This window comes from Sporolactobacillus shoreae (genome assembly GCF_004684935.1).
Lineage (GTDB): Bacteria > Bacillota > Bacilli > Bacillales > Sporolactobacillaceae > Sporolactobacillus > Sporolactobacillus shoreae.
On the sequence record NZ_SRJD01000002.1, the window covers coordinates 208,883 to 228,922 of the forward strand.

Consider the following 20,040-nt stretch of genomic DNA (forward strand, 5'->3'; position numbering starts at 1 on the left):
TTTTTCTCTGGAATGGCTTGAAATCACCGCTGGTTTTGCTTTCACAAGAATCATGGAGAGAGTAATTAAGAGAAAAGCGGTTCCTGACATGAATGGGATGGTGATAAAGCTGAACAGAGAAAAATCTTGCACCGTACAAGGGGCGGACAGAGTACATATTTTATTTAAGGGTTGCCAGCGGAGAAAACTCGTCAATTTTAATGACGAGATGAATCTGCGTCTTGGGCAATCCCGTACTGACAAGAGATAACCTCTCAATCCCGTGTTGAAATGAGAACAAACGTGCTATAATTATCTCGGAAGGAGGTGAATCCCATGGTTACGAAGGGCTTAAAATTGAGAATCTATCCCAACAAACAGCAACGCCGGCAATTGGCTCAAAACTTTGGCTGTGTGCGTTTTGTTTGGAATCAGATGCTGGCAATGCTCAATGAGCGGCATGAAAATAATCCCAAGGCTTCTTTTTTGACTGCTTATGCTCTGAATCACTTGCTTCCCCTGCTGAAAAAGGAACATCCCTTTCTTAAAGATGCGGAGAGCACCAGCCTGCAGGTCACCAATCAACATTTAATCGAAGCCTTTCACGCGTTCTTTAGAAAAGAAAAAGGGCATCCTAAGTTCAAAGCCAAACACGCCTTCAAGCAAAGCTATACCTCGAAATTTGTGAAGGGCAACATCCAGCCCGTCGGCGATCATGGGATTCGCCTGCCGAAACTGGGAATCCTTCGCTTTAAAACGGGACAACGGATCCCGGAAACGATCAAACAAGTCACCCTGAGCCGCACGCCGACAGGGAAATACTTTGCCGTCTTAACCGTGGAAGGCGAAAACCAAACCTTCCCGAAAACCGGCAAAACCATCGGCTATGATTTAGGCATAAAAGACCTGCTCGTGGGTTCGGATGTTCAAAGACAGGGCACCTGCCGTCATGACAAGCTCTTGGCGCATAAGCTCCGCGTCTGGCAGCGAACATTAGCTCGGCGGCAACGGCGGGCGAAAAAAGCCATCGCTTGGGACTACCACCAAAAGGTGCCCGTACCCCGCACCTTGGCGGACTTTAAAAACGTAGCCAAAGCCCGCCTTCAAGTGGCTTTGATTCATGAAAAAATAGCGAACCAGCGGGCGTACAAGCTCCATAAACTGACGACCCAACTCGTGAAGACGTATGACCGAATCGCCCTAGAGAACTTAAAAACCAAAAATCTGCTTCGAAATCATACACTCGCCCGGGCGATCGCCAACCAGGCGTGGGGTGAGCTCCGGCGGCAGCTCATCTATAAGAGTGCGTGGTACGGCAAAGAGCTCAAGCTTGTGAATCCGTATAAAACGTCGCAGCTCTGTTCCACGTGCGGGCATGACGATGGAAAGAAAGCTTTGGCTATCCGGGAATGGACGTGCCCGCAATGCGGTACGCACCACGATCGGGACGTCAACGCAGCGATCAATATCAAGCAGCTCGCTTTTGGTCGTTAAGCAGTGAGCCTGCGGGTTCGGGACGAGCCCTGGTCAAAAAGCAGTGGCCTCTACTTTAGCATTTTCGAAGCAAGTGAGCTGTGTTCCCAGAAACTTGGCTATTCATAGCCGAGTAGTTCACAAGAAGGGTATATGGGAAACATCTGAATGGTGTAATGGTGGGTGGCAATAATGAATCCCAGGATCGAAATAGGAAGAATATATTTTTTGATCGAAATATCTTTACTGAAAAATGCGATGCCAAGACTGAGGGTTAAAGGATACATTAATATTCTCTGATACCAGCAAAGGGTGCATGGCGTGAGGTGCATCACTTCGCTGAAAAAAAGACTACCACCGGTCGCGGTGAGTGAGATGATCCATGCGATCAGAAGAAAGAAGCGGTTGGATTGCTGCGTGTTGCTCATTTCAATCATCCTTTCATTTGAGAAGTCAGGTGTGTCTCTTTATTGTCTTAACGGCAGAATCGGTCGACTCTGTAAAATTCGTGTAGACGTACGTCGCTCTCATTATACCGGAAAATGAGAATGGGTGGCCTGATAGGACCGATCCGGAGTTATTGTGGAAAAGTAGCAATTGTGCAGGTAGAGAGGAAAATGTCTCCTTTCTTTTTTGTTGTTTCGCTCCCTCTCACTGACCGGAATAAGCATGAAAAAAGGCACCCCAATGATCTTTCGGTCATCAAGGGATGCCATCTATTTGCTTAAAATTAAGATTGTCTCGCATCAGGTCTGCGAATCAAAGAATGCCCCATCTTCGTTCATCCGGGGCGATATGCTCAAGCCTAACGGACAAGTAAGTGCTCAATTCTCTGACTGTAATGGTTTCACTCTTGCCTTTCGCTGAAATGACTTGAGTGTTAATCCAATCATTTTTAGTTTCTAAATTCTTTAACGATATCCATAAATTCTTTGACACGTTTATAATCCACAGGGTTCTCAAAAATACCGTCTACTTTAAACGTCGTTGCACAAATTGCCCCATCAGCGACCGACAATTGGCGCTCTATGTTATCTTTATTGCAGCCCGTATTGCAAAAAATAGGCGTTTTCCGGACAGCATCTTTCACGACTTTTAAGACTTGAGTGTCCGTCTCGCTGCCTGCCGTGAGACCGGAAACGCAGATGGCATCCGGTTTATTATTAAATTCGGTTGTTTTGGCAATTTCCGAAATATCTCTGTCGGCCAAATATTTTGCCGCTTCGGGAACAATGTTGTAGAACATTTTTACATTTTTAGCACCGATGCGTAATCGGTGCCTCGCAGTTTTGCCAGGATCTGTGTTCCAGAGGCCGAAGTCGCTGGCATAGACACCGGAGATAATTTCACGGATGAATTGTGCGTCGACAGCGGCGGCCAGATCCAAAGAAGCAATCGGATCCCAGAGGCAATTCACACCGTAGGGAATTTTGACGAATGATCTTAATTCACCGATGACACGAGCCATAGCCGCGACAGTAACCGTTTCTACTTTTGTTAAATAAGGCAGGCTGTATTCGTTAGAAAACATGATGCCATCTACGCCGCCTTCCTGTAGGGCAATGACATCATTTTTGGCAGAAACAATGACTTTATCCATTCCACCTGTCGCGTCATAGTCCGGATCTCCCGGGAGCGCCTGCAGATGGCACATTGCAATGATTGGTTTTTCCGTATCAAATACTTCTTTTATCCAGGACACTATTTGTTCCCTCCAACTCATCCGGTTTTTCTGGCAAGCTTAACTAGTTCCATCATCTTGGCAGGATCTTTTTTGCCATCTGTTTCCGCACCCGTACTTAAATCTATTGAGTAAGGATGAAAACGATTAATGGCACTTTCTATATTCGTAACATTGATTCCTCCCGCTAGAAAAAACGGACGGTGGATCTCTTTGATCAGATTCCAGTCAAAGGTATTTCCGGTGCATCCGCCGGGAGCATCCAGCAAGATAAAATCCGAACAACTTGAAATGACTTTGTTAATGTCTTCCGGTTTTTTCACACCGGTCGCGTTGATCACCGGTTTATGTGTCTTCTCCATCACCGTTCGTACGTACTGCTCATCCTCATTGCCATGGAGCTGTGCAAGATCAATGACGCCATCATTAAGTAACTTGATCACATGGTCAATGGGTGCATCCACAAAAGCACCGACGGACTTGATATCCGAAGAGAGCAGGGACTTAAATTCTCTTGCTTGTTTTTCAGTAATATAGTGTCGGTCGAAATCAGCGAAAATGAAACCCACAAAATCTGGCCTAGCCTTATTCGCCGCGAGAATATCTTCAGCCCTCTGCATACCGCAGATCTTTATTTTGCTCATTCATGATATACCTCCTTCTTCATATGATATAATGATATATCGATTTGTTAAAAGGATTCTATCACGTTTTGAATTGTGCGTCAATTTTAAAAATAATAATAAAATTGTACTTGAAATCCGATGTACTTGACCGATATAGTCTTATAGTAGTACTGCAAATGAATGCTTCAGACCAATCTGTTTCTGTATTTTCAGCCTTTGAAAGGAAAAACAGAATTTGATAAAATTAAGTGATAAATGGAATTTTAACTTTTTTGATAATTTCACGCCAGAAAATTCGCTGGTTTCTCAGATATGATATTCTAGTTTGTAAATTAGAGAGAGGATGTATCGATGATGGATCTTTCAAATTCAAATATTCAAACCGTTTTACCAAAATACTATATAGTAAAAAAGGCGGTCCTTGACTATATTCAGTCGGGAAAATTAAAAAAGGATGATTTAATCCCCACTGAGAAATTATTGCAGCAAAAGTTCAATGTCAGCAGAATAACGGTAAAAAGAGCTTTAGATGAATTAACAACGGAAGGCTACTTATACAGACTGCAGGGACGGGGCACTTTCGTACGCAGTGTCAAAAGTGCGAATATGCCGTTTTCAAAGAAAATGATTAGCTGCAGTGAAGAAATCAGAAGACAGGACATGGTTCCCTCCCGTAAGGTGTTGATTAAAAAGGTAGTGAAGTGCGATTATACTGTTGCGCATGAACTGAGGCTGGAAGTCGGTGACCCAGTCCTCCATTTTTCCAGAATTTATTATGCGGACGGCTCACCTATTAATTTTTCCGACGGTTTTCTTTCACTCGAGGATCTGGAGGGTATTGCTGAAATGAATCTGGAGGAGCAATCCCTGACGCATATCGTTCGCAATGAATACCATCTGGATATTGAAATAGCGGAGGGAAGTCTTGAAGCCACGATGGCTCAAGGCAAATTGCTTACGTATTTACAAGTGGATAAGGGATTTCCGCTACTGAAAATCCATGCCGTATCCAGTTACATGAAAAAAGGCGTACAGAAGTATTGTGAAGTAGTTAACAGTTATTACCGTACAGATTCTTTCAAAATTACCTTACAGGATTGATCGATTTTTTTAATCTAGACAGGAGAATATGACATATTGCTCTACCTCTTTTAAACCCAAACTAAAGAGCGGCATGGATCGAAGAGTTTCGGTATCCTGTTGCTTGGTTTCATTTAACAGATTTAGATTTATTTAATAAGACTTCTTTCCCGAATTGAAGAACGGACAACACATCCCAGCGACCTCTCTTTAAATTTGCAAAATACCATCTCCGAGCTCTCTCTTCATTTTTTTAACAATCAGTATTTGACCGATTACAAGCCTATTTGTTACTGAATTTCCCCCAAAAACACAGTTACTAAAATTCTGAATAATTTAAAAAACATATTGATTTGCCATTTGTATAATGATATGATGTTATATCAATAAGGATGTTACATTAGTTCACATTGTCTTTCGACATATAAAGACAATTGTAAGATAGTGTGACAACCACGATTTCGATCTTTTTTGGTTCGTAAATAAAGGCGTAAATCGACTGGTTTATGATCTTTACTTACACAAACTACAATCATCTACAAAAGGGGAGAATCAGTATGAAAAAGCGGGCCATCAGTATCTTTCTTGTTTTAGTCATGTTGGTATTTACTTTTGCGTTAACAGGGTGTGGGTCACAGGCATCATCCGGAACAGGCGGCTCTAAAGCAAAGGACCTGAAAATAGGTATTATCACAAGTGATGCTGGACGGAATGATAATGGGTATAATGCTTCGGCGATCAAGGGCGCAATAAAAGCAAGCAAGAATCTTGGCGTTCAGTATAAAGTGGTTGATTATACCAATGGAGGGACTGCCAAATCCTTTCAGGCGCTGGCCCAAAATGGTTACAATCTGATCTTCACTCTGGAATATGATTTTAATGCTCTGGTCAAGGGCGTCGGAAATAATCCACCGATTGCCAAACAATTCCCTAATACAACATTTGTGGTTTTTAATGACAATCCAAATGTGGACAGCCATGGAAAGACATTGTTCAAGAATGTGATCTCTGTCATGTTTAATGTTCATCAGGCGTCATATCTTGCCGGGGCGGCGAGCGCACTGATCAATGAAAATGCGAAGACATTATTCGGCAAAGGGTATAACTTTACACCAACCAGCCAGACGCGCTCCGTTGGATTTATAGGCGGAACAAATTCAAATGGTATTACTGTATTTTCAGATGGGTACATTGAAGGCGTGAATTATGTGGCACAGCAGCTGGGTGTTCATTATGATTTTTACACGAATTTCAACGCCGGCTTCACAGATCCGTCACTTGGAAGTTCACTGTCCGGAAGCTTCTACGACAAGGGGGCTAACGTTGTCTTTGCCTGTGCGGGTGTCGTTGGAGATGGTGTGACGGCAAAAGCGAAACAAGCCGGCAAACTAGCGATTCAGGTTGACGCTGATAAAGACAGCCAGCAACCGGGTTATGTATTAACCAGTACGCTGAAAAATACGGAAGTTCCGGTGTATAAACTGACCGATGCGTTGGTGCACGGTTCGCTCAATAAGATGGCCCGGGTCCAGAATTACTCTCTGGCGTCCGGAGCGACTGGAATAACGGACATGTCTACTCTTCAGAAACACTTGGCCAACACATCGGAAGCTAAAGCAAAATGGAAGGAAATTAAAACTGAATTGAATACGATTGCCAATAAGATTAATGATGGACAGATAAAGGTGACAAACGCGCAGATTGGAGAAAAATTCGATCCGTCTTCCCTGAAAAACGTCACTTTTAAATAATACCGATGGTGAATACAAGACGAATCATGTCTTGTATTCTTTTTCAAGGCTATGTTTCAATTCAATGTTGTTTTTGCCCTTCGTTGATTGGAGCGGAAGGCGAGCGTCTGAAGCGAAAAACAACAGATAAGTTTAACAAAGCCTTTTTCAAAAGGATCAACCGTACGAGTAACTGAAATAAGGTTTATTGCTTTTGTTTCAGCACATCTGTATTGGATGCCTCGTCTCGCCAAGTTTTCTTTATTATTTTGGAGGTCAATATGAATATAGTTGAGACCGTTCGTTTAACTAAAAAATTCGGAGACTTTGTTGCCAATAACGCGATAAGCATATCTGTTCAAAGCCAGGAGATAAGGTGTATTGTCGGAGAAAACGGAGCGGGTAAAACAACTTTAATGAACATGCTGTATGGGCTGCTCAAACCAACGTCCGGAGAAATTTTTGTCAAAGGAAAGAAAGTAGTTTTCCATTCGCCGGCGGATGCGATCAGCGGAGGACTGGGGATGGTTCACCAGCACTTTAAATTGGTGCCGAGTTTAACGATCTATGAGAATGTGCTCCTTGGCAATGAGATTGTGAAAAGCAGGTTTCTGATCAACAAAAAGAAAGAAATAGAGTCTGTTCGTGAATTAATTGAGAAATATAAATTTGATCTGGATCCGCTGGCAAAAATTGAGGATCTTTCAATCGGAGAACGTCAAAGGGTCGAGATTTTGAAGATGCTTTGCAGGAATGTTGATATTTTGATCTTTGACGAGCCTACTGCAGTACTGACACCGCAGGAAGTGGACAAGTTTATCGACAGTTTGAAAGAACTGCGCAGTAATGGAAAAACAATTATCGTCATTACGCACAAATTAAGAGAGGTTATGGAATTAGCCGATCATATCACGGTAATCAGACACGGAAAAGTAATTGGGACTGTCGGCAAGGCAGAAACAACAGAGACTGAACTGGCACAAATGATGGTCGGACGAAAGGTTACTCTTGATGTCGCCAATCATCATAAAAAAATTGGAGATCAAAAGGAAATTTATCGAGTAAATAACTTATCAGTCATGAATTCATACGGGCGCAAAGTCTTAAGAGACATATCTTTTTCAGTGAAAAAGGGAGAAATAGTGGGCATTGCAGGCGTGGAGGGAAACGGCCAGTCGGAATTGATCGATTCTTTAACCGGATTGATGGGTGTCAAGCAAGGCCAAATCTTTTTAGAGGATCAGGAAGTGACTAATTTCTGGCCAGATCAATGCAGGCGCAACAAAATCGGTATTATCCCGGAAGATCGTTTTTCTCAAGGGCTTTGCGCTACAATGACTGTCGCTGATAATTCTATTGCCGGTTATCATCGAAACCAATCAATCAGACATTGGTCACTTCTGGATTATAGAAAGATAAATGCGCTCAGAGACAATTATATTGAACAATATGACATACGGGTTGGAAACAGAAATGGAGAGGTTGGCCAACTCTCGGGTGGTAATGCGCAAAAGCTGATTATTGCCAGAGAATTGGAGAACAAACCGGTACTGCTGATCGCCTGTCAGCCGACGAGAGGTGTTGATATTGGTTCCATTGAATACATTCATACGAAAATCGTGCACTATCGGGACAGCGGTAATGGAGTACTATTGATTTCCAGTGAATTATCGGAAATTATGGCTTTGTCTGACCGAATTCTGGTCATGTATAAAGGAAAAATCGTCGGATGTGTGAACCCGGAAGAGACTTCCCAAGAGCAAATTGGATTGTTAATGGCGGGTATATACGATGAGCAAGGGGGATGAGAAAAGTTGACAGGCAGAAAGATACCTTTGAGTATCATTAATTCACTCATGCCCGTGATCTTGGCACTGCTTATTGGCGGTATTATTATCACCATGATTGGACAGAACCCCTTTACAACCTATCAGGTTCTGTTCCAGCAGTCGCTTTTTACACCTCAGGGGCTGGCTTACACTTTGCATGGAGCGGCGCCTTTGATATTGACGGGACTCGCGATTGCCATCACCTTTAAAGCCAATATTTTTAATATGGGTGTTGAAGGACAATTCGTATTGGGCGGATTTGTAGCAGGAATTGTTGCACTCTATTGCAAATCTCTTCCCGGTCCGCTTGCGCAATTTATCTGTCTGGTTGCCGGTATCATCGGGGGTATGCTGTTTGCCTTAGTGCCTGCGCTGTTAAAGAAATACTTCAGAGTCAACGAGATGGTCGTTACACTCATGCTTAACTATGCGATGGCGACGGTTCTGGAATTTCTTACGACGGGGATATTCCGTGATAACGGATCCGGTTATGTGACCACGCCAATGATTCCTAAAAGCGTGATGTTTCCCAGATTTGGAGATACGCACATCACTTTCTTTTTTGTCATTGTCATGCTTGTATTTATCATCATGTACATTGTGATGAAAAAATCTGTACTAGGCTATGAAATGACAGCCATCGGCAAAAATCCCGGATTTGCCGAAGCGACAGGGATGCGTGTGGGCAATAAGATTGTGACCTTGATGCTGATCAGCGGTGCCCTGGCTGGCTTGGGCGGGGCGGGGTACATGCTCAGTGACCAATACAGCTATACACTTAATTTTTCCGCCAACCCAGGAATGGGATGGGACGGGATGCTGGTGTCTTTACTTGGCGGTCATAACCCTTTGGGTGTTCTGGTTGCAGCCGTTTTTTATAGTGCCTTGAAAAATGGCAGCCAGGATATCAACATCTTCACGGGTGTACCGCAGGAAATCATAGCTGTGATCCAAAGTCTTCTTGTCTTGTTCCTTTCGGTTAAATTTATTAGCGAAAACACACATGTGTTTGATCGAATCAGATCTTTCTTTCGTAAGAAAAGCAGCGTGAAGGAGGAATGATCAGCGGATGATAAGTAACATTCTATTCGATATGATCCTGTACAGTACGCCGATTATTTTGTGCGTTATTGGCGGAAACTTTGCCTATAAAGCGAACGTACTTAACATTGCTTTGGAAGGCATGATGCTTTCAGGTGCTTTTGTCTCTATGTTCATCGTTTATTTTACCGGGAATATACCGCTCGCTGTAGCTGGTGCGCTGGTTTCAGGTTTGCTTCTGGGCCTATTATTTTCGTTCCTGGGCATCACATGTAAGGGGAATGTCATTGTCATTGGTTTAGGAATTAATATGATGGTTTCGGGTATTGCCGCCTTTGTTCTGCGGCTTATGAACAGTTCAAATATCTATGTAAAAACGATTAATGTTTCCATCTTCAAGGTGAACATTCCGTTGATCGAAAATATACCGTTTATCGGGAAAATTATCAGCGGACATACCGTGATTACATATCTCTCGTTTTTTTTGATCTTCGTCGTATGGTTGCTCATGTACCGAACAAAGCTTGGCATCTATGTGAGGACTGTTGGCGAGGATGAAGACGCAGCTAAGAGTGTCGGAATTAATACAGACTTCTATAAATACATGGCAGTGCTGATTGGTGCGCTTTTTTCAGCTTTGGCTGGTGTCAATCTGGCGATGGAAAATTTAATGTTGTTCACAAACAATATGACAGCCGGAAGAGGCTTCATAGCCATTGCCGCGATCTATTGCGGGCAGGGGCGACCGGTGACATCTTCACTATTTGCCATTATATTCGGTCTGGCGTGGGCCCTGTCGGTTGACTTGAGCACGTATGCAGGATCAGCTTCCGGTCTGTTCAATGTCGTACCCTACGTTCTGATGACAGTAGTTCTTGCGGTTGTTTCAATTTACCGGTACAAAAACAATAAAATGAGGGGATATAAATTTGAATAATTCGGCTTTGATTGTCGTCGATATGGTCTATGATTTTACCAATCCCGAGGGTCTGGTTTATTATCCGCAAAACAAACTCATTTTGCCGAAAATCAAACAAGTGATTGATTACTGCAGGAATAAAGATATGCTGATCATTTTTTTACAGCATTGCTATAGAAAAGGAAAGTTTGATAAAAATCTGATCAACATGCGTCCCAATTGTATTGAAGGAAGCGGAGGGGAAATGATTGATCCGGTGCTGGAAGTCGACGAAAAAAAGGATTATGTGATAAAGAAAAGACGTTACAGTGGTTTTTTCGGAACGGACCTGGATCTTGTACTAAGAGAAAACCATATTGCAAACACAGTGATTGTCGGAACCAAGACCAATTGCTGTATACGGGCGACAGTAACCGATGCCTATTATTTAGACTACAAGCCGATCGTGATCCGCGAATGCGTGGCTACAAATTCCGACGTCGTCAATGAAGTCCATTTAACCGATATCGAGAAGTATTTCGGAGAAGTTGTATCGATGGAGGAGTTCTTCGGCAGGCTGGAAAAAGGTGATTTGTAATGGGTTATGATGTTTTGACAACTGGGTATGTCAGTATGGACAGAATTTTAAAAATTCAAAGTCCGGCGCAAGTGGGCTTTACTTCAATCATCAGTAATAAGGATAACTCAAAAATTAATTACGGCGGATGCTCGATTAATATTTCCGCTGCATTATGCGAACTCGGCAAAAATGCCTTACCTATTATCCGGGTCGGGACAGACTACGAGGAAATTGGTTTTAAAGATTTTCTGGTTAATCATCATGTGTCCCTGAATGGTCTGACAAAAATTGATCACGAATATACATCCTGTTCTTATCTGGTGGAAGACAAAGAAGGAAACCATATAACGTTGTTTTATCCGGGAGCTATGGATAAAAAATACTACGGAGAATTGAACGACAATCTTTTTGCGGGCACCAGACTAGCTGTTATTACGGTTGGTCCCTATGATGATAATCTGGCCTTTTTTGAAAAATGCAAGAAATACCGGATCCCTTTGGTTTTTAGTATGAAATTGGATTTTGATGCTTTTCCGAGGGATTTATTGTGGGATTTATTGTGTTATTCGACCATCATTTTTACCAATGAAACAGAAAGAAAGGCAATTGAAGAAATTTTTAAAATGGATATCACCGGATTTTTTAAACAAGGGAATGCGGATATCATCGTTACAACCTGCGGCAAAGACGGAAGTGCCTGGTACAGAAAAGAAGGCGAAACAGTGACTCAGGGAATTGTTCCCGCCTATCAATGTAAAAAGATTATCGACACGACAGGCTCGGGAGATGCCTATTTGTCAGGTTTTATCTATGGCTATTTAGAAAATAAAAAGGTCAGTGAATGTGCGGCACTCGGTGCAACACTGGCTTCCTTCGTATTGGAGTCCGAGGGATGCTGTACCAACCTTCCTGACTGCAGCAAATTGATGACGCGTTATGAAAAATACAGCCATTCATTATAGGGAGGAGGATCCACTTATGGAAACATTATATATGAAACTCTCGGAAGAGAACATCGCGCCAAATGTTATTTTATCGGGTGATCCCTGGAGGGTGGAAGTATTAAAGAAATATTTAAGCAACCCAAAAAAAGTAGGCTTTTTCAGAGAGTTTAACACCTATACAGGTTCCTATCAGGGTGTCCCGGTAACCGTTACATCAACAGGTATTGGTGCGCCATCAGCAGCCATAGCCATGGAGGAACTCTATCAGGCAGGTATGAAGGTTGCTGTGCGTATGGGTACGATCATGACTCTGGACAGCGAGATGCTGGGCGATTTTATTATTCCCTCAGCCTGTATGAGGGGAGAGAGTACAAGCAGTACATACGTTGAAAATTCATATCCGGCTGTTGCCGATTTTGCTTTGGTGAATTGCATGAATGAAGCGGTGACATCCTTTAACGCAAACTATCATAACGGGATAACCTGTTCAATGGATGGATTCTATTCCAAAATGCATGAATCCAGGCTTTCCAAAGCTCTTGATTTTGATATAATGGCTACTTTTGAAAAATTGAAGAGCTATCATGCGCTGGGTGTGGATATGGAGTCTTCATGTATTCTCACGTTGGGTAATCTGATGGGCATCAGGAGCTGTGTGTTGACCGTTGCCACCGTATCGGAAAATTTGAATGAGAAGCTTCAGAGCACCGAAAGAGCGGCAGCAGAAGATCTATTATGCCGGGTCGCCTTACAGGGTATCTACATTCAGGAGGGGAGAAATAAAAAATGATGCGACCAATGAAACTGGCGGGGAATGAATTGATGTTCGGGGCAGGCAGCCTCGAGTATATACACAAAATACCTGAAAAACGGGTGTTTATCGTCATAGGTGGTTCCAGCATGGAGCGTAATGGAGTCCTGAATAAGGTAGAGAATCTTTTCCGGGACAATGGTGCTGAGGTTGCTCTATTTAAAGGAGTTAAATCAGATCCGCAATTTTCAATCGTGTGGGAAGGCGCGGAAAAAATAAAACAATTCAAACCGGATCTGATCGTCGGATTGGGCGGAGGATCTGTGATGGATGCGGCCAAGGCCATGTGGATCTACTATGAGCATCCTGAAATGACGACACTTGAAGCGCTATTAAATGCAAAGGCGTTTCCTAAATTACGGACAAAAGCCAGATACCTTTGCATTCCGACAACGAGTGGGTCGGCCAGTGAAGTTTCAAGATCAATCGTCATCAGTGATGATGAGAAGGACCTGAAACATGGACTGGGAAATATGGTAATGATGCCTGACATAGCTATCTGCGATCCTGCAGTGGCGCTTTCGATGCCGCCGCATATTACCGCTGAAACGGGCATGGATGCGCTGACACACTCCGTTGAATCCTTAGTTTCCAACAGGGCAAACTATCTTTCCGATGTGCTGGCGACAAAAGCTGCATGTGATATTGCTGTCTATTTGCCTGAAGCCTATGCGAATGGGGAAAATCTCGATGCACGGGACCATATGATGATGGCCTCCATGATGGCCGGTCTGGCTTTTACGAATGTTTCATTAGGTATTGTCCACTCTATGGCTCACACAATTGGAGGATTGTATCATGTGAGCCACGGTCTGGCCGATGCGATTATACTGCCGTACATTATCAGGTACAACAGCCATGTGCCCTATGCAGATAAAATTTATAAGGAGCTGGGCAAAAAACTGGGCAATGAAAATCTGGCTGAACTCGTCGATCATCTGAATGAACGCTTGGGCATACAGAAAACTTTAAAAGAAGTTGTTCCGGACGAAGCGGATTTTAAGAATAATTTGAACAGGATGGCGGAGATTGCAAAGAAAGACGGATGCACAAAAACGAATCCAATTATTCCTGAGGTATCAGATTTTGCCGATTTGTTCATGGAATGCTATTACGGAGGGAAAAATCTATGAAACTGATCTGTTATTTGTCAAATGGATATCCCACCCTTAATGCAAGTAAAATGATGGCGGAGAATTATGTTAATGCCGGATGTGATGTGATTGAAATGGATTTTCCAAGTCACAATCCATTCTTAGAAAATGAGTTTATTGCCGGCCGAATGAAAACAGCATTGGAGAACTGTGATGATTACGATGCTTATATGCGGGAAATGATAGAAATTAAGAACGAGCTTCCTCAGACAAAATTTATATTGATGGTTTATGAAAATACTATTTTGGAGATCGGATCAGATAAATTTATACATTTTTGCATAAACAATGGGTTTAACGACATTATTTTGGTTGGCATCAAAGATCAAAAAATCAAAATGAATTTGATACAAAACAACCTGAAGGTCAGCTGTTACGTCCAGTATCAATTGCTGGATGAAGAAGTGAATCAGGCAAGAAATTCAAATGGTTTCGTCTATTTACAGGCAAAGCCAACGCAGGGTATCGTGAATCCGCAATTCCCGCAACTGAAAAATTGCATTGACTTTTTGCGGGATCAGGGTATTGACCAGCCTATATACTGCGGAGTCGGCATACGTACACCTGAAGATGTGCTCATGGTTAAAGAATCCGGGGCAGATGGTGTATTCGTCGGGAGTGTCATTTTAAAGCTGCATGAAGATCTGCCTATGCTGGAGAAAGTGATCGGGGACTATAAAGCGGCGTGTGATTAAGACTTTTCAAAAGTCAGCAGAGTTTTAAGAGGCACTTGGAAAGGATTTCCTGCAGATTCCTCCTAAGTGCGTGATTGACTTCAGCGATCATGGATCTGGAGGGGAATAATGTGGGAATAGAAGGACATAGGAACAGGTTTAGCAGAGAAGGTGAAGGCCCCATTGGTATGAGTGATAACATCCTATCAACCGTGAGTTACCTTGCTCATAAAAAATTCCGCCTTTTTGAGGAGAACGGCACCATTCTTGAATTATATTTTTTAGCTCCGGCAGCGGTCAGGTATACTGAATCGGGTGTTGATGAGGATTCGCCATTTCGGTCCGTCTGCGGTTATCGTGCCTATTCCTTACGCAAGTCTATCTATTTTCTGGATTTAGTTGTTTCGTATGGATGCACAAAGTCCGTATCTGTAATCATGGATACAGCTGAAGGTATCGCAACGATCATTACCGCTGTTTTGCCGACAGCGGAGAAAATGAGCATCCCGTTATTAGATCGGGCAAAATACGATTTGCCGTTGACAGTGGTCAATATGGAAATCCGTCACGCAAGAATCAATGCACCTTTTTCTTCTACTACGAAAAGGCATATGGAGACGAGTGATCTCATCGGGCAGCGGATTTTGTTTTCTTACAGTCCATCTGGAAGCTACGAACACATTTATCTCAATCAGCAATTGTACTGCTGGCATTGTGTTGAAGGCAATGAGAAAGGCCTTTCTGATACAGATCGCTGCTATTATTTAAAAATTGCTGATTACCTGTACTGCTTTATCTGGATTGAAAAAATCATTCCCACACTTGGTGTCGTTGTGGAAGATTTAGACATTATGCACTCTTATGGAAAACTTTATGGCTACGACAATTATGAAACAGGAAAAGTTTCAAATTTTGCAATTAATGCCTACGCCACTTTTTTAAATCGGACGGGATACCCGGAAAATAATTTGATTTTTGAAAACGAGGGACTTTAAGATTGTTGGTGTCTTAGAACGCTTTGTTCGCGTAATGGCTCTTCATTGTCAATTTCAGGGGTTCCTTAAATCATTCCTTTTCAGGAACTACTATTGTGCAGAAAAATAAGGCCAGAGAAAATTTTCCACGCCCATCAACCCAAAAAAGGCATCCGATGATCTGGTGATCAAGGGATGCCTTTTTAAAATTAAAATTGTCTCGCATCAGGTCTGCGAATCAAAGAATGCCCCATTTTCGTTCATACTCGACGTCAAGCTGATAGTCCTGTGCACGAAAACCTTCTTCGGCCAGGGCATCGACTGCAGAGTGGAAGTCGATGTTGTCTGTTTCCAAGATGATTCTATCCCTTTTACCAGTGACGATCCATTGATCATTTTCAGACTGAAGGATCTCGATCATCCGGGCGATATGCTCAAGCCTGATGGACAAGTAATTGCTCAATTCCCTGACCGTACCGCTGTCCGGGGTCCGAAGCCGGTTCTGCCAATTTTTCAGTGTGACGACCGATCCGGATCGCTCTGAATGGGGATAAAAGTTAAAAATGAACGTGACTCTCTGCCTGCATGTCAGCTGATCAGTTTTCATGATCCGTGCCTCCTTATTTATTGATAGGCTCCCAAATGCCCTAATTTACGTCGGGCTTAAAGCGATGCCCAGAAATTATGAAGAATCAGGACGGAAAGGATATATCCGAGAATAATATTGACCACGGCACCGGTACTGAAAGCGGCAAAGGGTTTCCAGCCGAAGGAGGTCAGTTGCTTGAAGCGTGTGGTCAGCCCGATCGAAAGGAATGTAAAGGTGAACGCCCATGTTCTGAATTCTTTGATCGGCGCAATAACGTCTGTATTGATCACTAAGCGACCTGATGCAGATGTCGCGGCGATGACCACCGTCAAGAGAATCGAAGCGGCAAAAAACCCGATAATGAATTTGGGGAAACGGTGCCAGATTTCACCGGCGTCCGCTTTGGTTCCCGCTTTTTTATTTTCCCAGAAGGTGATGGATATAAAAGCGAGTATGAAAGCCCAGACACCAATGAAAATATCGCGACCGATCACTTTCATCAGTGTGAAGGAATTCAGGGCGTGATCACCGAACGCGCTTGCCGCGGTAACACCGGCTGCGTCCGCAAACTCTGATGTACCAACCCACGCGCCTGCCGGTCCTGCCGGGATGCCAAGCCATTTGATGAGTAATGTGAGCAGGAAGATGGAAGCAACTGCCCAGATCACAACGATTGAAATAGTGATTGAAACATGTTCTTTTTTCGCCTTGATCGCACCACCAACGGCGATCGCCGCGGAGACACCGCAGACCGAGCCTCCGACGCCGAGTGTTGCAGCGAGTGGTTTGTCAAGCCCGAACCATCGTGTGCCGGCGAAATAGATCACTAGAAAAGTAATGACTGCAATCAGTGTGGCCTGAAGGAAGGCAACCGGTCCTGCCTGAATGATTAAAGTAAACGGAAGGGTCGCACCGAGCAGGACGATGCCGACCTTGACATAAAGCTCGGTCCGGAGCGCGGATGAGAACCAGCCGGGCAGAGGAATAAGGTTTCCGGCGATCAATCCGATAGCCAGTGCCACGATGGGCGCTTCAAGATCATACTGCAGCGCCCATCCCCAGGAACTAAAAACGTTGACAATGACGCTGATAATGAACAGCACCGTAAAACCGGCCGCAAACGGGGCGACTTTGATATGAAGAAAGGCCGCGGCGACAGAGAACAAGATAAGGAAAGTCAGGAAGAGCAGAATGATTGAACCGAGATGTGCGGACAGGATGCCGCCAAGCGTCGGAAAATCTGTCCACTTCTGTATCTGTGCGGTCAGAACTTTGATCGAACTTCCGGCAGTCCAGAACAGAATTCCCGCAAGAACAAGAAATAAGCCGACCCAGACGGCCCACCAGTCTTCTTTGCGGATCAGCTCGAACCATCCGCTTTTTCTCACCGTGTTTGAATGGCCTTCAGACGTTAAATCAATAGACATGTATGATTCCTCCTAAAAATAATGTTCACAACCGAAATCAGGCAAGACAGTAAAAAATGTTTAACGGGCTCTTATCGAATATAAATAACTAAAAACATCAGATTACTTGGTTAAGTGCAAGAATTCATGACACACTGTTCCATGGTTCCCACCCCGCTTTCTTTAGTGATTCAATAAAAAAAGCCTCTTTCTGAAAGAAGGGGCTGGCACTGGAACAGTGTGCTTCACGTCCTTATCTTTCAGGAAAATCCTGTTGGATTTAGCACCTGTACTTTACAGAATGCAAAGTGGTTGCCGGACTTCATCGGGCCAATTCCCTCCGTCTCTCTTGATAAGAGTCAATTAAATTGAATATATCCTATCATGTTACTTGGAATAAGGCAATCTTTATTTTGGAAAATTTTTTCGACACAAAAAGACAGGCACATATCCGATAAAACAGATGAGATATATTGACAATAATTTGACAACATCCTAGAATAAATGAAACGAAACAACTATCCAGAGTGATTGAGGGACTGGCCCGATGACATCCAGCAACCTGCAGGAAGACTGTAAGGTGCTAATTCCAGCAAAATGGACTGCCATTTTGAAAGATAGGAATAGGATGACCCAAGTCTTTTCCTAAATTCAAAATGGAAAGGGCTTTTTTCATGCCCTTTAATCAATCAGGGGGAGGACGATCATTTTGAGTTATGTCAAGGTTTGGGCGGATCATGAGCAACTAAATAAGAACGAAATCAATAAGCTTAAGAAAGACGGATTATCGATTTTTGAAGACATTCCGAAGTATGCGAGAGACGGCTTTGAATCCATCCCAAAGGATCAATACATGTATTTTAAATATGCTGGTTTGACCGTACAGAAACCTCAGGATAAAGGTTTGTTTATGATGCGTGTCAAAATTCCAACCGGTATTTTGAATGCCGAGCAGGCGGAGGTGCTGGCGGAGATTGGCCATGATTACGGACGGGATATTCTCGATATAACGACGAGGCAGTCGATCCAGTATCATTGGGTACCGCTTGAAAAACTGCCCGAAATTTTTGACCTTCTGAAGAAGGTTGATCTGACAACAAGCGAAGCGGAAGGGGATGCGCCGAGAAATGTGGTTGGCAATCCTCTTGCGGGCATTGACCGGGATGAACTGTTTGATACACGGCCGACCGTGAATGAAATCTACCGTTTCTTTCAGGATAATCCTGATTTTTCGAATTTGCCGAGAAAATACAAGATATCAATTAACGCCAATATCTATAATGCCGGACATGCGGAAATCAATGATCTCGCGTTTACACCGGCTTCCAAAGTCGTTGACGGGAAGAAAGTGCTAGGTTTTCATGTCAAAGTCGGCGGCGGGCTTGCGGCAAAGCCCTATCTCGCCGAGCAGTTGAATGTCTTCGTCGCAAAGGACCAAGTCAGGAACGTTGCCTCCGCGGTGACGACGTTATACCGAGATTACGGATACAGGAAGAGCAGGGCACGTGCCCGATTGAAATATCTGGTTGCGGACTGGGGCATCCGGAAGTTTGAAGAAAAAGTTCTGGAACTGACCGGACCGCTGCCTTCCGCGGGCAAGGACGAAACCGTCGGATGGAATGGTGGATTCTTTTTTGGCGCGCATCCTCAGAAACAGGATGGCTTAAATTATGTCGGAATCAGTGTTCCAGTGGGAAGGATCAGCTCAGGCGACTTTTCTAAGATCGCCGGGCTTGCGAAGCAATACGGAAGCGGAGAATTGAGGACGGTGAATTCCCAGAACCTGATTATCCCTAACATTCCCGATCGTGCACTGAACGATCTGCTGGCTGAGGACATTTTCAAAAAGTTCCCTGTTCATCCGACTCCTTTTACCGGCTACGCGATGGCCTGCACGGGCAACGAGTTCTGCAACCTCGCGCTGACGAACACCAAAGATAAAATGGAGGAAATCGCCGCCCGGCTTGACAGAGAGGTTGATCTGGATGTCCCGGTGCGGATCTATATGGTGGGGTGCACCAACTCCTGCGGGCAGCGCCATATCGCAGATATCGGCATTCAGGGGCTGAAGCTGCGGACACAAAAAGGAGAACTGGTTGACGCGTATGAGATCTTTGTCGGCGGCACGCTCACCGGTGGCGGGCATTTCAACGAACGGCTGAAGGGGAGAATTGCGGCATCGCTCATTTCCGATGTGCTCAAAGATTTCCTGCTCTATTTCAAGAAGGAAAAAGAGAAGGGTGAAACATTCTTCACTTTTAAAAACAGGTTGGGAACGGAAAAATTGCAGACCGTTCTGGACGACATTCTAAAAGCTGCAACAAGTGAGCGGGAATGAGGGAGAAAGTAGATGGAATTGTATCGTTTGATTGCTTCCACGGAAGAAGGAGAGATTCCGATTGTCGCGGCTGCGGAGAGTGAAGCAGAGGCTTTTCGGATTGCGGACCGGGAAATTCAGCATCATTATTTAAAAAAGCCGAAAATCACAGACATTGCTTTAATCCAGAGAAAGAGTATCGGGAAGAACGGGGCCGGTTATCTGATCCGGCCGCGAGAATCTTATGAATGAAG

Annotated in this window: 19 protein-coding genes and 2 riboswitches; of the genes, 14 read left to right on the forward strand and 5 right to left on the reverse strand. The window is 43.8% G+C overall.

Annotated elements, in window-relative coordinates; all coding sequences use genetic code 11:
• Nucleotides 1–315: 315 nt before the first annotated feature.
• Nucleotides 316–1,473, forward strand: a complete 1,158-nt coding sequence (locus tag E4665_RS02900) for an RNA-guided endonuclease TnpB family protein (protein ID WP_135347308.1) — start codon at nucleotides 316–318, stop codon at nucleotides 1,471–1,473.
• Nucleotides 1,474–1,571: 98 nt separating this feature from the next.
• Here the strand turns inward: E4665_RS02900 and E4665_RS02905 are convergent, their stop codons facing one another.
• From E4665_RS02905 to E4665_RS02915, 3 genes are all read right to left on the reverse strand, one after another.
• Entirely contained in the window at nucleotides 1,572–1,880 is a 309-nt protein-coding gene (locus E4665_RS02905) for a disulfide bond formation protein B (RefSeq protein WP_135347309.1), read from the reverse strand.
• A 467-nt stretch (nucleotides 1,881–2,347) separates the two neighbouring features.
• The gene (locus tag E4665_RS02910) at nucleotides 2,348–3,154 is read right to left on the reverse strand and encodes a BtpA family protein (RefSeq protein WP_174845437.1); all 807 of its coding nucleotides are present in this window, start codon (nucleotides 3,152–3,154) and stop codon (nucleotides 2,348–2,350) included.
• 17 nt (nucleotides 3,155–3,171) lie between these two features.
• Nucleotides 3,172–3,777 carry a phosphoribosylanthranilate isomerase gene (locus E4665_RS02915; protein ID WP_135347310.1) on the reverse strand — a complete coding sequence of 202 codons (606 nt, stop codon included), beginning with the start codon at nucleotides 3,775–3,777 and terminating at the stop codon, nucleotides 3,172–3,174.
• A 336-nt stretch (nucleotides 3,778–4,113) separates the two neighbouring features.
• Here E4665_RS02915 and E4665_RS02920 point away from each other — a divergent pair, with 336 nt between their 5' ends.
• The 11 genes from E4665_RS02920 to E4665_RS02970 all read left to right on the forward strand — a co-directional run bounded on the left by E4665_RS02920 (nucleotide 4,114) and on the right by E4665_RS02970 (nucleotide 15,495).
• A complete protein-coding gene (locus E4665_RS02920; RefSeq protein WP_167815088.1) occupies nucleotides 4,114–4,860 on the forward strand; it encodes a GntR family transcriptional regulator in 747 nt (248 codons plus the stop codon).
• Between the two features lie 536 nt (nucleotides 4,861–5,396).
• Nucleotides 5,397–6,590 (forward strand): BMP family lipoprotein, encoded by a 1,194-nt coding sequence (locus E4665_RS02925; protein WP_135347312.1) that lies wholly within the window; start codon nucleotides 5,397–5,399, stop codon nucleotides 6,588–6,590.
• Between the two features lie 260 nt (nucleotides 6,591–6,850).
• Nucleotides 6,851–8,377, forward strand: a complete 1,527-nt coding sequence (locus E4665_RS02930) for an ABC transporter ATP-binding protein (RefSeq protein WP_135347313.1) — start codon at nucleotides 6,851–6,853, stop codon at nucleotides 8,375–8,377.
• Between the two features lie 6 nt (nucleotides 8,378–8,383).
• Nucleotides 8,384–9,460: an ABC transporter permease gene (locus tag E4665_RS02935; protein WP_206663548.1), complete on the forward strand. Its 1,077-nt coding sequence runs from the start codon at nucleotides 8,384–8,386 to the stop codon at nucleotides 9,458–9,460.
• Between the two features lie 7 nt (nucleotides 9,461–9,467).
• On the forward strand, nucleotides 9,468–10,376 hold the full coding sequence (locus E4665_RS02940; RefSeq protein ID WP_135347314.1) for an ABC transporter permease: 909 nt from the start codon (nucleotides 9,468–9,470) through the stop codon (nucleotides 10,374–10,376).
• The gene (locus tag E4665_RS02945; protein ID WP_135347315.1) at nucleotides 10,369–10,935 is read left to right on the forward strand and encodes a cysteine hydrolase family protein; all 567 of its coding nucleotides are present in this window, start codon (nucleotides 10,369–10,371) and stop codon (nucleotides 10,933–10,935) included. Before E4665_RS02940 ends, E4665_RS02945 begins: the two co-directional genes overlap by 8 nt.
• Entirely contained in the window at nucleotides 10,935–11,879 is a 945-nt protein-coding gene (locus E4665_RS02950) for a carbohydrate kinase family protein (protein ID WP_135347316.1), read from the forward strand. Before E4665_RS02945 ends, E4665_RS02950 begins: the two co-directional genes overlap by 1 nt.
• Nucleotides 11,880–11,895: 16 nt before the next feature.
• Nucleotides 11,896–12,651 carry a nucleoside phosphorylase gene (locus E4665_RS02955; protein ID WP_135347317.1) on the forward strand — a complete coding sequence of 252 codons (756 nt, stop codon included), beginning with the start codon at nucleotides 11,896–11,898 and terminating at the stop codon, nucleotides 12,649–12,651.
• Nucleotides 12,648–13,805, forward strand: coding sequence for an iron-containing alcohol dehydrogenase (locus E4665_RS02960; RefSeq protein ID WP_135347318.1), 1,158 nt, complete (start codon nucleotides 12,648–12,650; stop codon nucleotides 13,803–13,805). Before E4665_RS02955 ends, E4665_RS02960 begins: the two co-directional genes overlap by 4 nt.
• Entirely contained in the window at nucleotides 13,802–14,521 is a 720-nt protein-coding gene (locus E4665_RS02965; RefSeq protein ID WP_135347319.1) for a tryptophan synthase subunit alpha, read from the forward strand. The genes E4665_RS02960 and E4665_RS02965 overlap by 4 nt, the downstream gene beginning before the upstream one ends.
• Nucleotides 14,522–14,688: 167 nt before the next feature.
• A complete protein-coding gene (locus E4665_RS02970; protein WP_167815089.1) occupies nucleotides 14,689–15,495 on the forward strand; it encodes a MoaF C-terminal domain-containing protein in 807 nt (268 codons plus the stop codon).
• Between the two features lie 217 nt (nucleotides 15,496–15,712).
• On the opposite strand, the gene E4665_RS02975 is transcribed toward E4665_RS02970, so the two are convergent.
• Both E4665_RS02975 and E4665_RS02980 read right to left on the reverse strand, forming a co-directional pair.
• Nucleotides 15,713–16,081 carry a hypothetical protein gene (locus tag E4665_RS02975; RefSeq protein WP_135347321.1) on the reverse strand — a complete coding sequence of 123 codons (369 nt, stop codon included), beginning with the start codon at nucleotides 16,079–16,081 and terminating at the stop codon, nucleotides 15,713–15,715.
• Between the two features lie 56 nt (nucleotides 16,082–16,137).
• Complete coding sequence (locus tag E4665_RS02980; RefSeq protein WP_135347322.1) at nucleotides 16,138–17,490, reverse strand: YeiH family protein; 1,353 nt, start codon at nucleotides 17,488–17,490, stop codon at nucleotides 16,138–16,140.
• A gap of 229 nt (nucleotides 17,491–17,719) precedes the next feature.
• Nucleotides 17,720–17,828, reverse strand: a riboswitch (SAM riboswitch).
• A gap of 156 nt (nucleotides 17,829–17,984) precedes the next feature.
• A riboswitch (SAM riboswitch) is annotated at nucleotides 17,985–18,093 on the forward strand.
• An 85-nt stretch (nucleotides 18,094–18,178) separates the two neighbouring features.
• On the opposite strand from E4665_RS02980, the gene E4665_RS02985 reads away from it, so the two are divergent.
• Together E4665_RS02985 and E4665_RS02990 are read left to right on the forward strand one after the other, a co-directional pair.
• Nucleotides 18,179–19,807 (forward strand): nitrite/sulfite reductase, encoded by a 1,629-nt coding sequence (locus E4665_RS02985; protein WP_135347323.1) that lies wholly within the window; start codon nucleotides 18,179–18,181, stop codon nucleotides 19,805–19,807.
• Nucleotides 19,808–19,819: 12 nt separating this feature from the next.
• Entirely contained in the window at nucleotides 19,820–20,038 is a 219-nt protein-coding gene (locus tag E4665_RS02990; RefSeq protein ID WP_135347324.1) for a DUF3906 family protein, read from the forward strand.
• Nucleotides 20,039–20,040 lie beyond the last annotated feature (2 nt).

What these genes read in the sequence shown, in the direction of transcription:
- E4665_RS02950 (WP_135347316.1), top strand. Translation starts at nt 10,935, where the DNA reads ATGGGTTATGATGTTTTGACAACTGGGTATGTCAGTATGGACAGAATT.
- E4665_RS02970 (WP_167815089.1), top strand. Translation starts at nt 14,689, where the DNA reads ATGAGTGATAACATCCTATCAACCGTGAGTTACCTTGCTCATAAAAAA.
- E4665_RS02965 (WP_135347319.1), top strand. Translation starts at nt 13,802, where the DNA reads ATGAAACTGATCTGTTATTTGTCAAATGGATATCCCACCCTTAATGCA.
- E4665_RS02980 (WP_135347322.1), bottom strand. Translation starts at nt 17,490, where the DNA reads ATGTCTATTGATTTAACGTCTGAAGGCCATTCAAACACGGTGAGAAAA.
- E4665_RS02920 (WP_167815088.1), top strand. Translation starts at nt 4,114, where the DNA reads ATGGATCTTTCAAATTCAAATATTCAAACCGTTTTACCAAAATACTAT.
- E4665_RS02990 (WP_135347324.1), top strand. Translation starts at nt 19,820, where the DNA reads ATGGAATTGTATCGTTTGATTGCTTCCACGGAAGAAGGAGAGATTCCG.
- E4665_RS02955 (WP_135347317.1), top strand. Translation starts at nt 11,896, where the DNA reads ATGGAAACATTATATATGAAACTCTCGGAAGAGAACATCGCGCCAAAT.
- E4665_RS02960 (WP_135347318.1), top strand. Translation starts at nt 12,648, where the DNA reads ATGATGCGACCAATGAAACTGGCGGGGAATGAATTGATGTTCGGGGCA.
- E4665_RS02940 (WP_135347314.1), top strand. Translation starts at nt 9,468, where the DNA reads ATGATAAGTAACATTCTATTCGATATGATCCTGTACAGTACGCCGATT.
- E4665_RS02905 (WP_135347309.1), bottom strand. Translation starts at nt 1,880, where the DNA reads ATGAGCAACACGCAGCAATCCAACCGCTTCTTTCTTCTGATCGCATGG.
- E4665_RS02930 (WP_135347313.1), top strand. Translation starts at nt 6,851, where the DNA reads ATGAATATAGTTGAGACCGTTCGTTTAACTAAAAAATTCGGAGACTTT.
- E4665_RS02915 (WP_135347310.1), bottom strand. Translation starts at nt 3,777, where the DNA reads ATGAGCAAAATAAAGATCTGCGGTATGCAGAGGGCTGAAGATATTCTC.
- E4665_RS02975 (WP_135347321.1), bottom strand. Translation starts at nt 16,081, where the DNA reads ATGAAAACTGATCAGCTGACATGCAGGCAGAGAGTCACGTTCATTTTT.
- E4665_RS02925 (WP_135347312.1), top strand. Translation starts at nt 5,397, where the DNA reads ATGAAAAAGCGGGCCATCAGTATCTTTCTTGTTTTAGTCATGTTGGTA.
- E4665_RS02900 (WP_135347308.1), top strand. Translation starts at nt 316, where the DNA reads ATGGTTACGAAGGGCTTAAAATTGAGAATCTATCCCAACAAACAGCAA.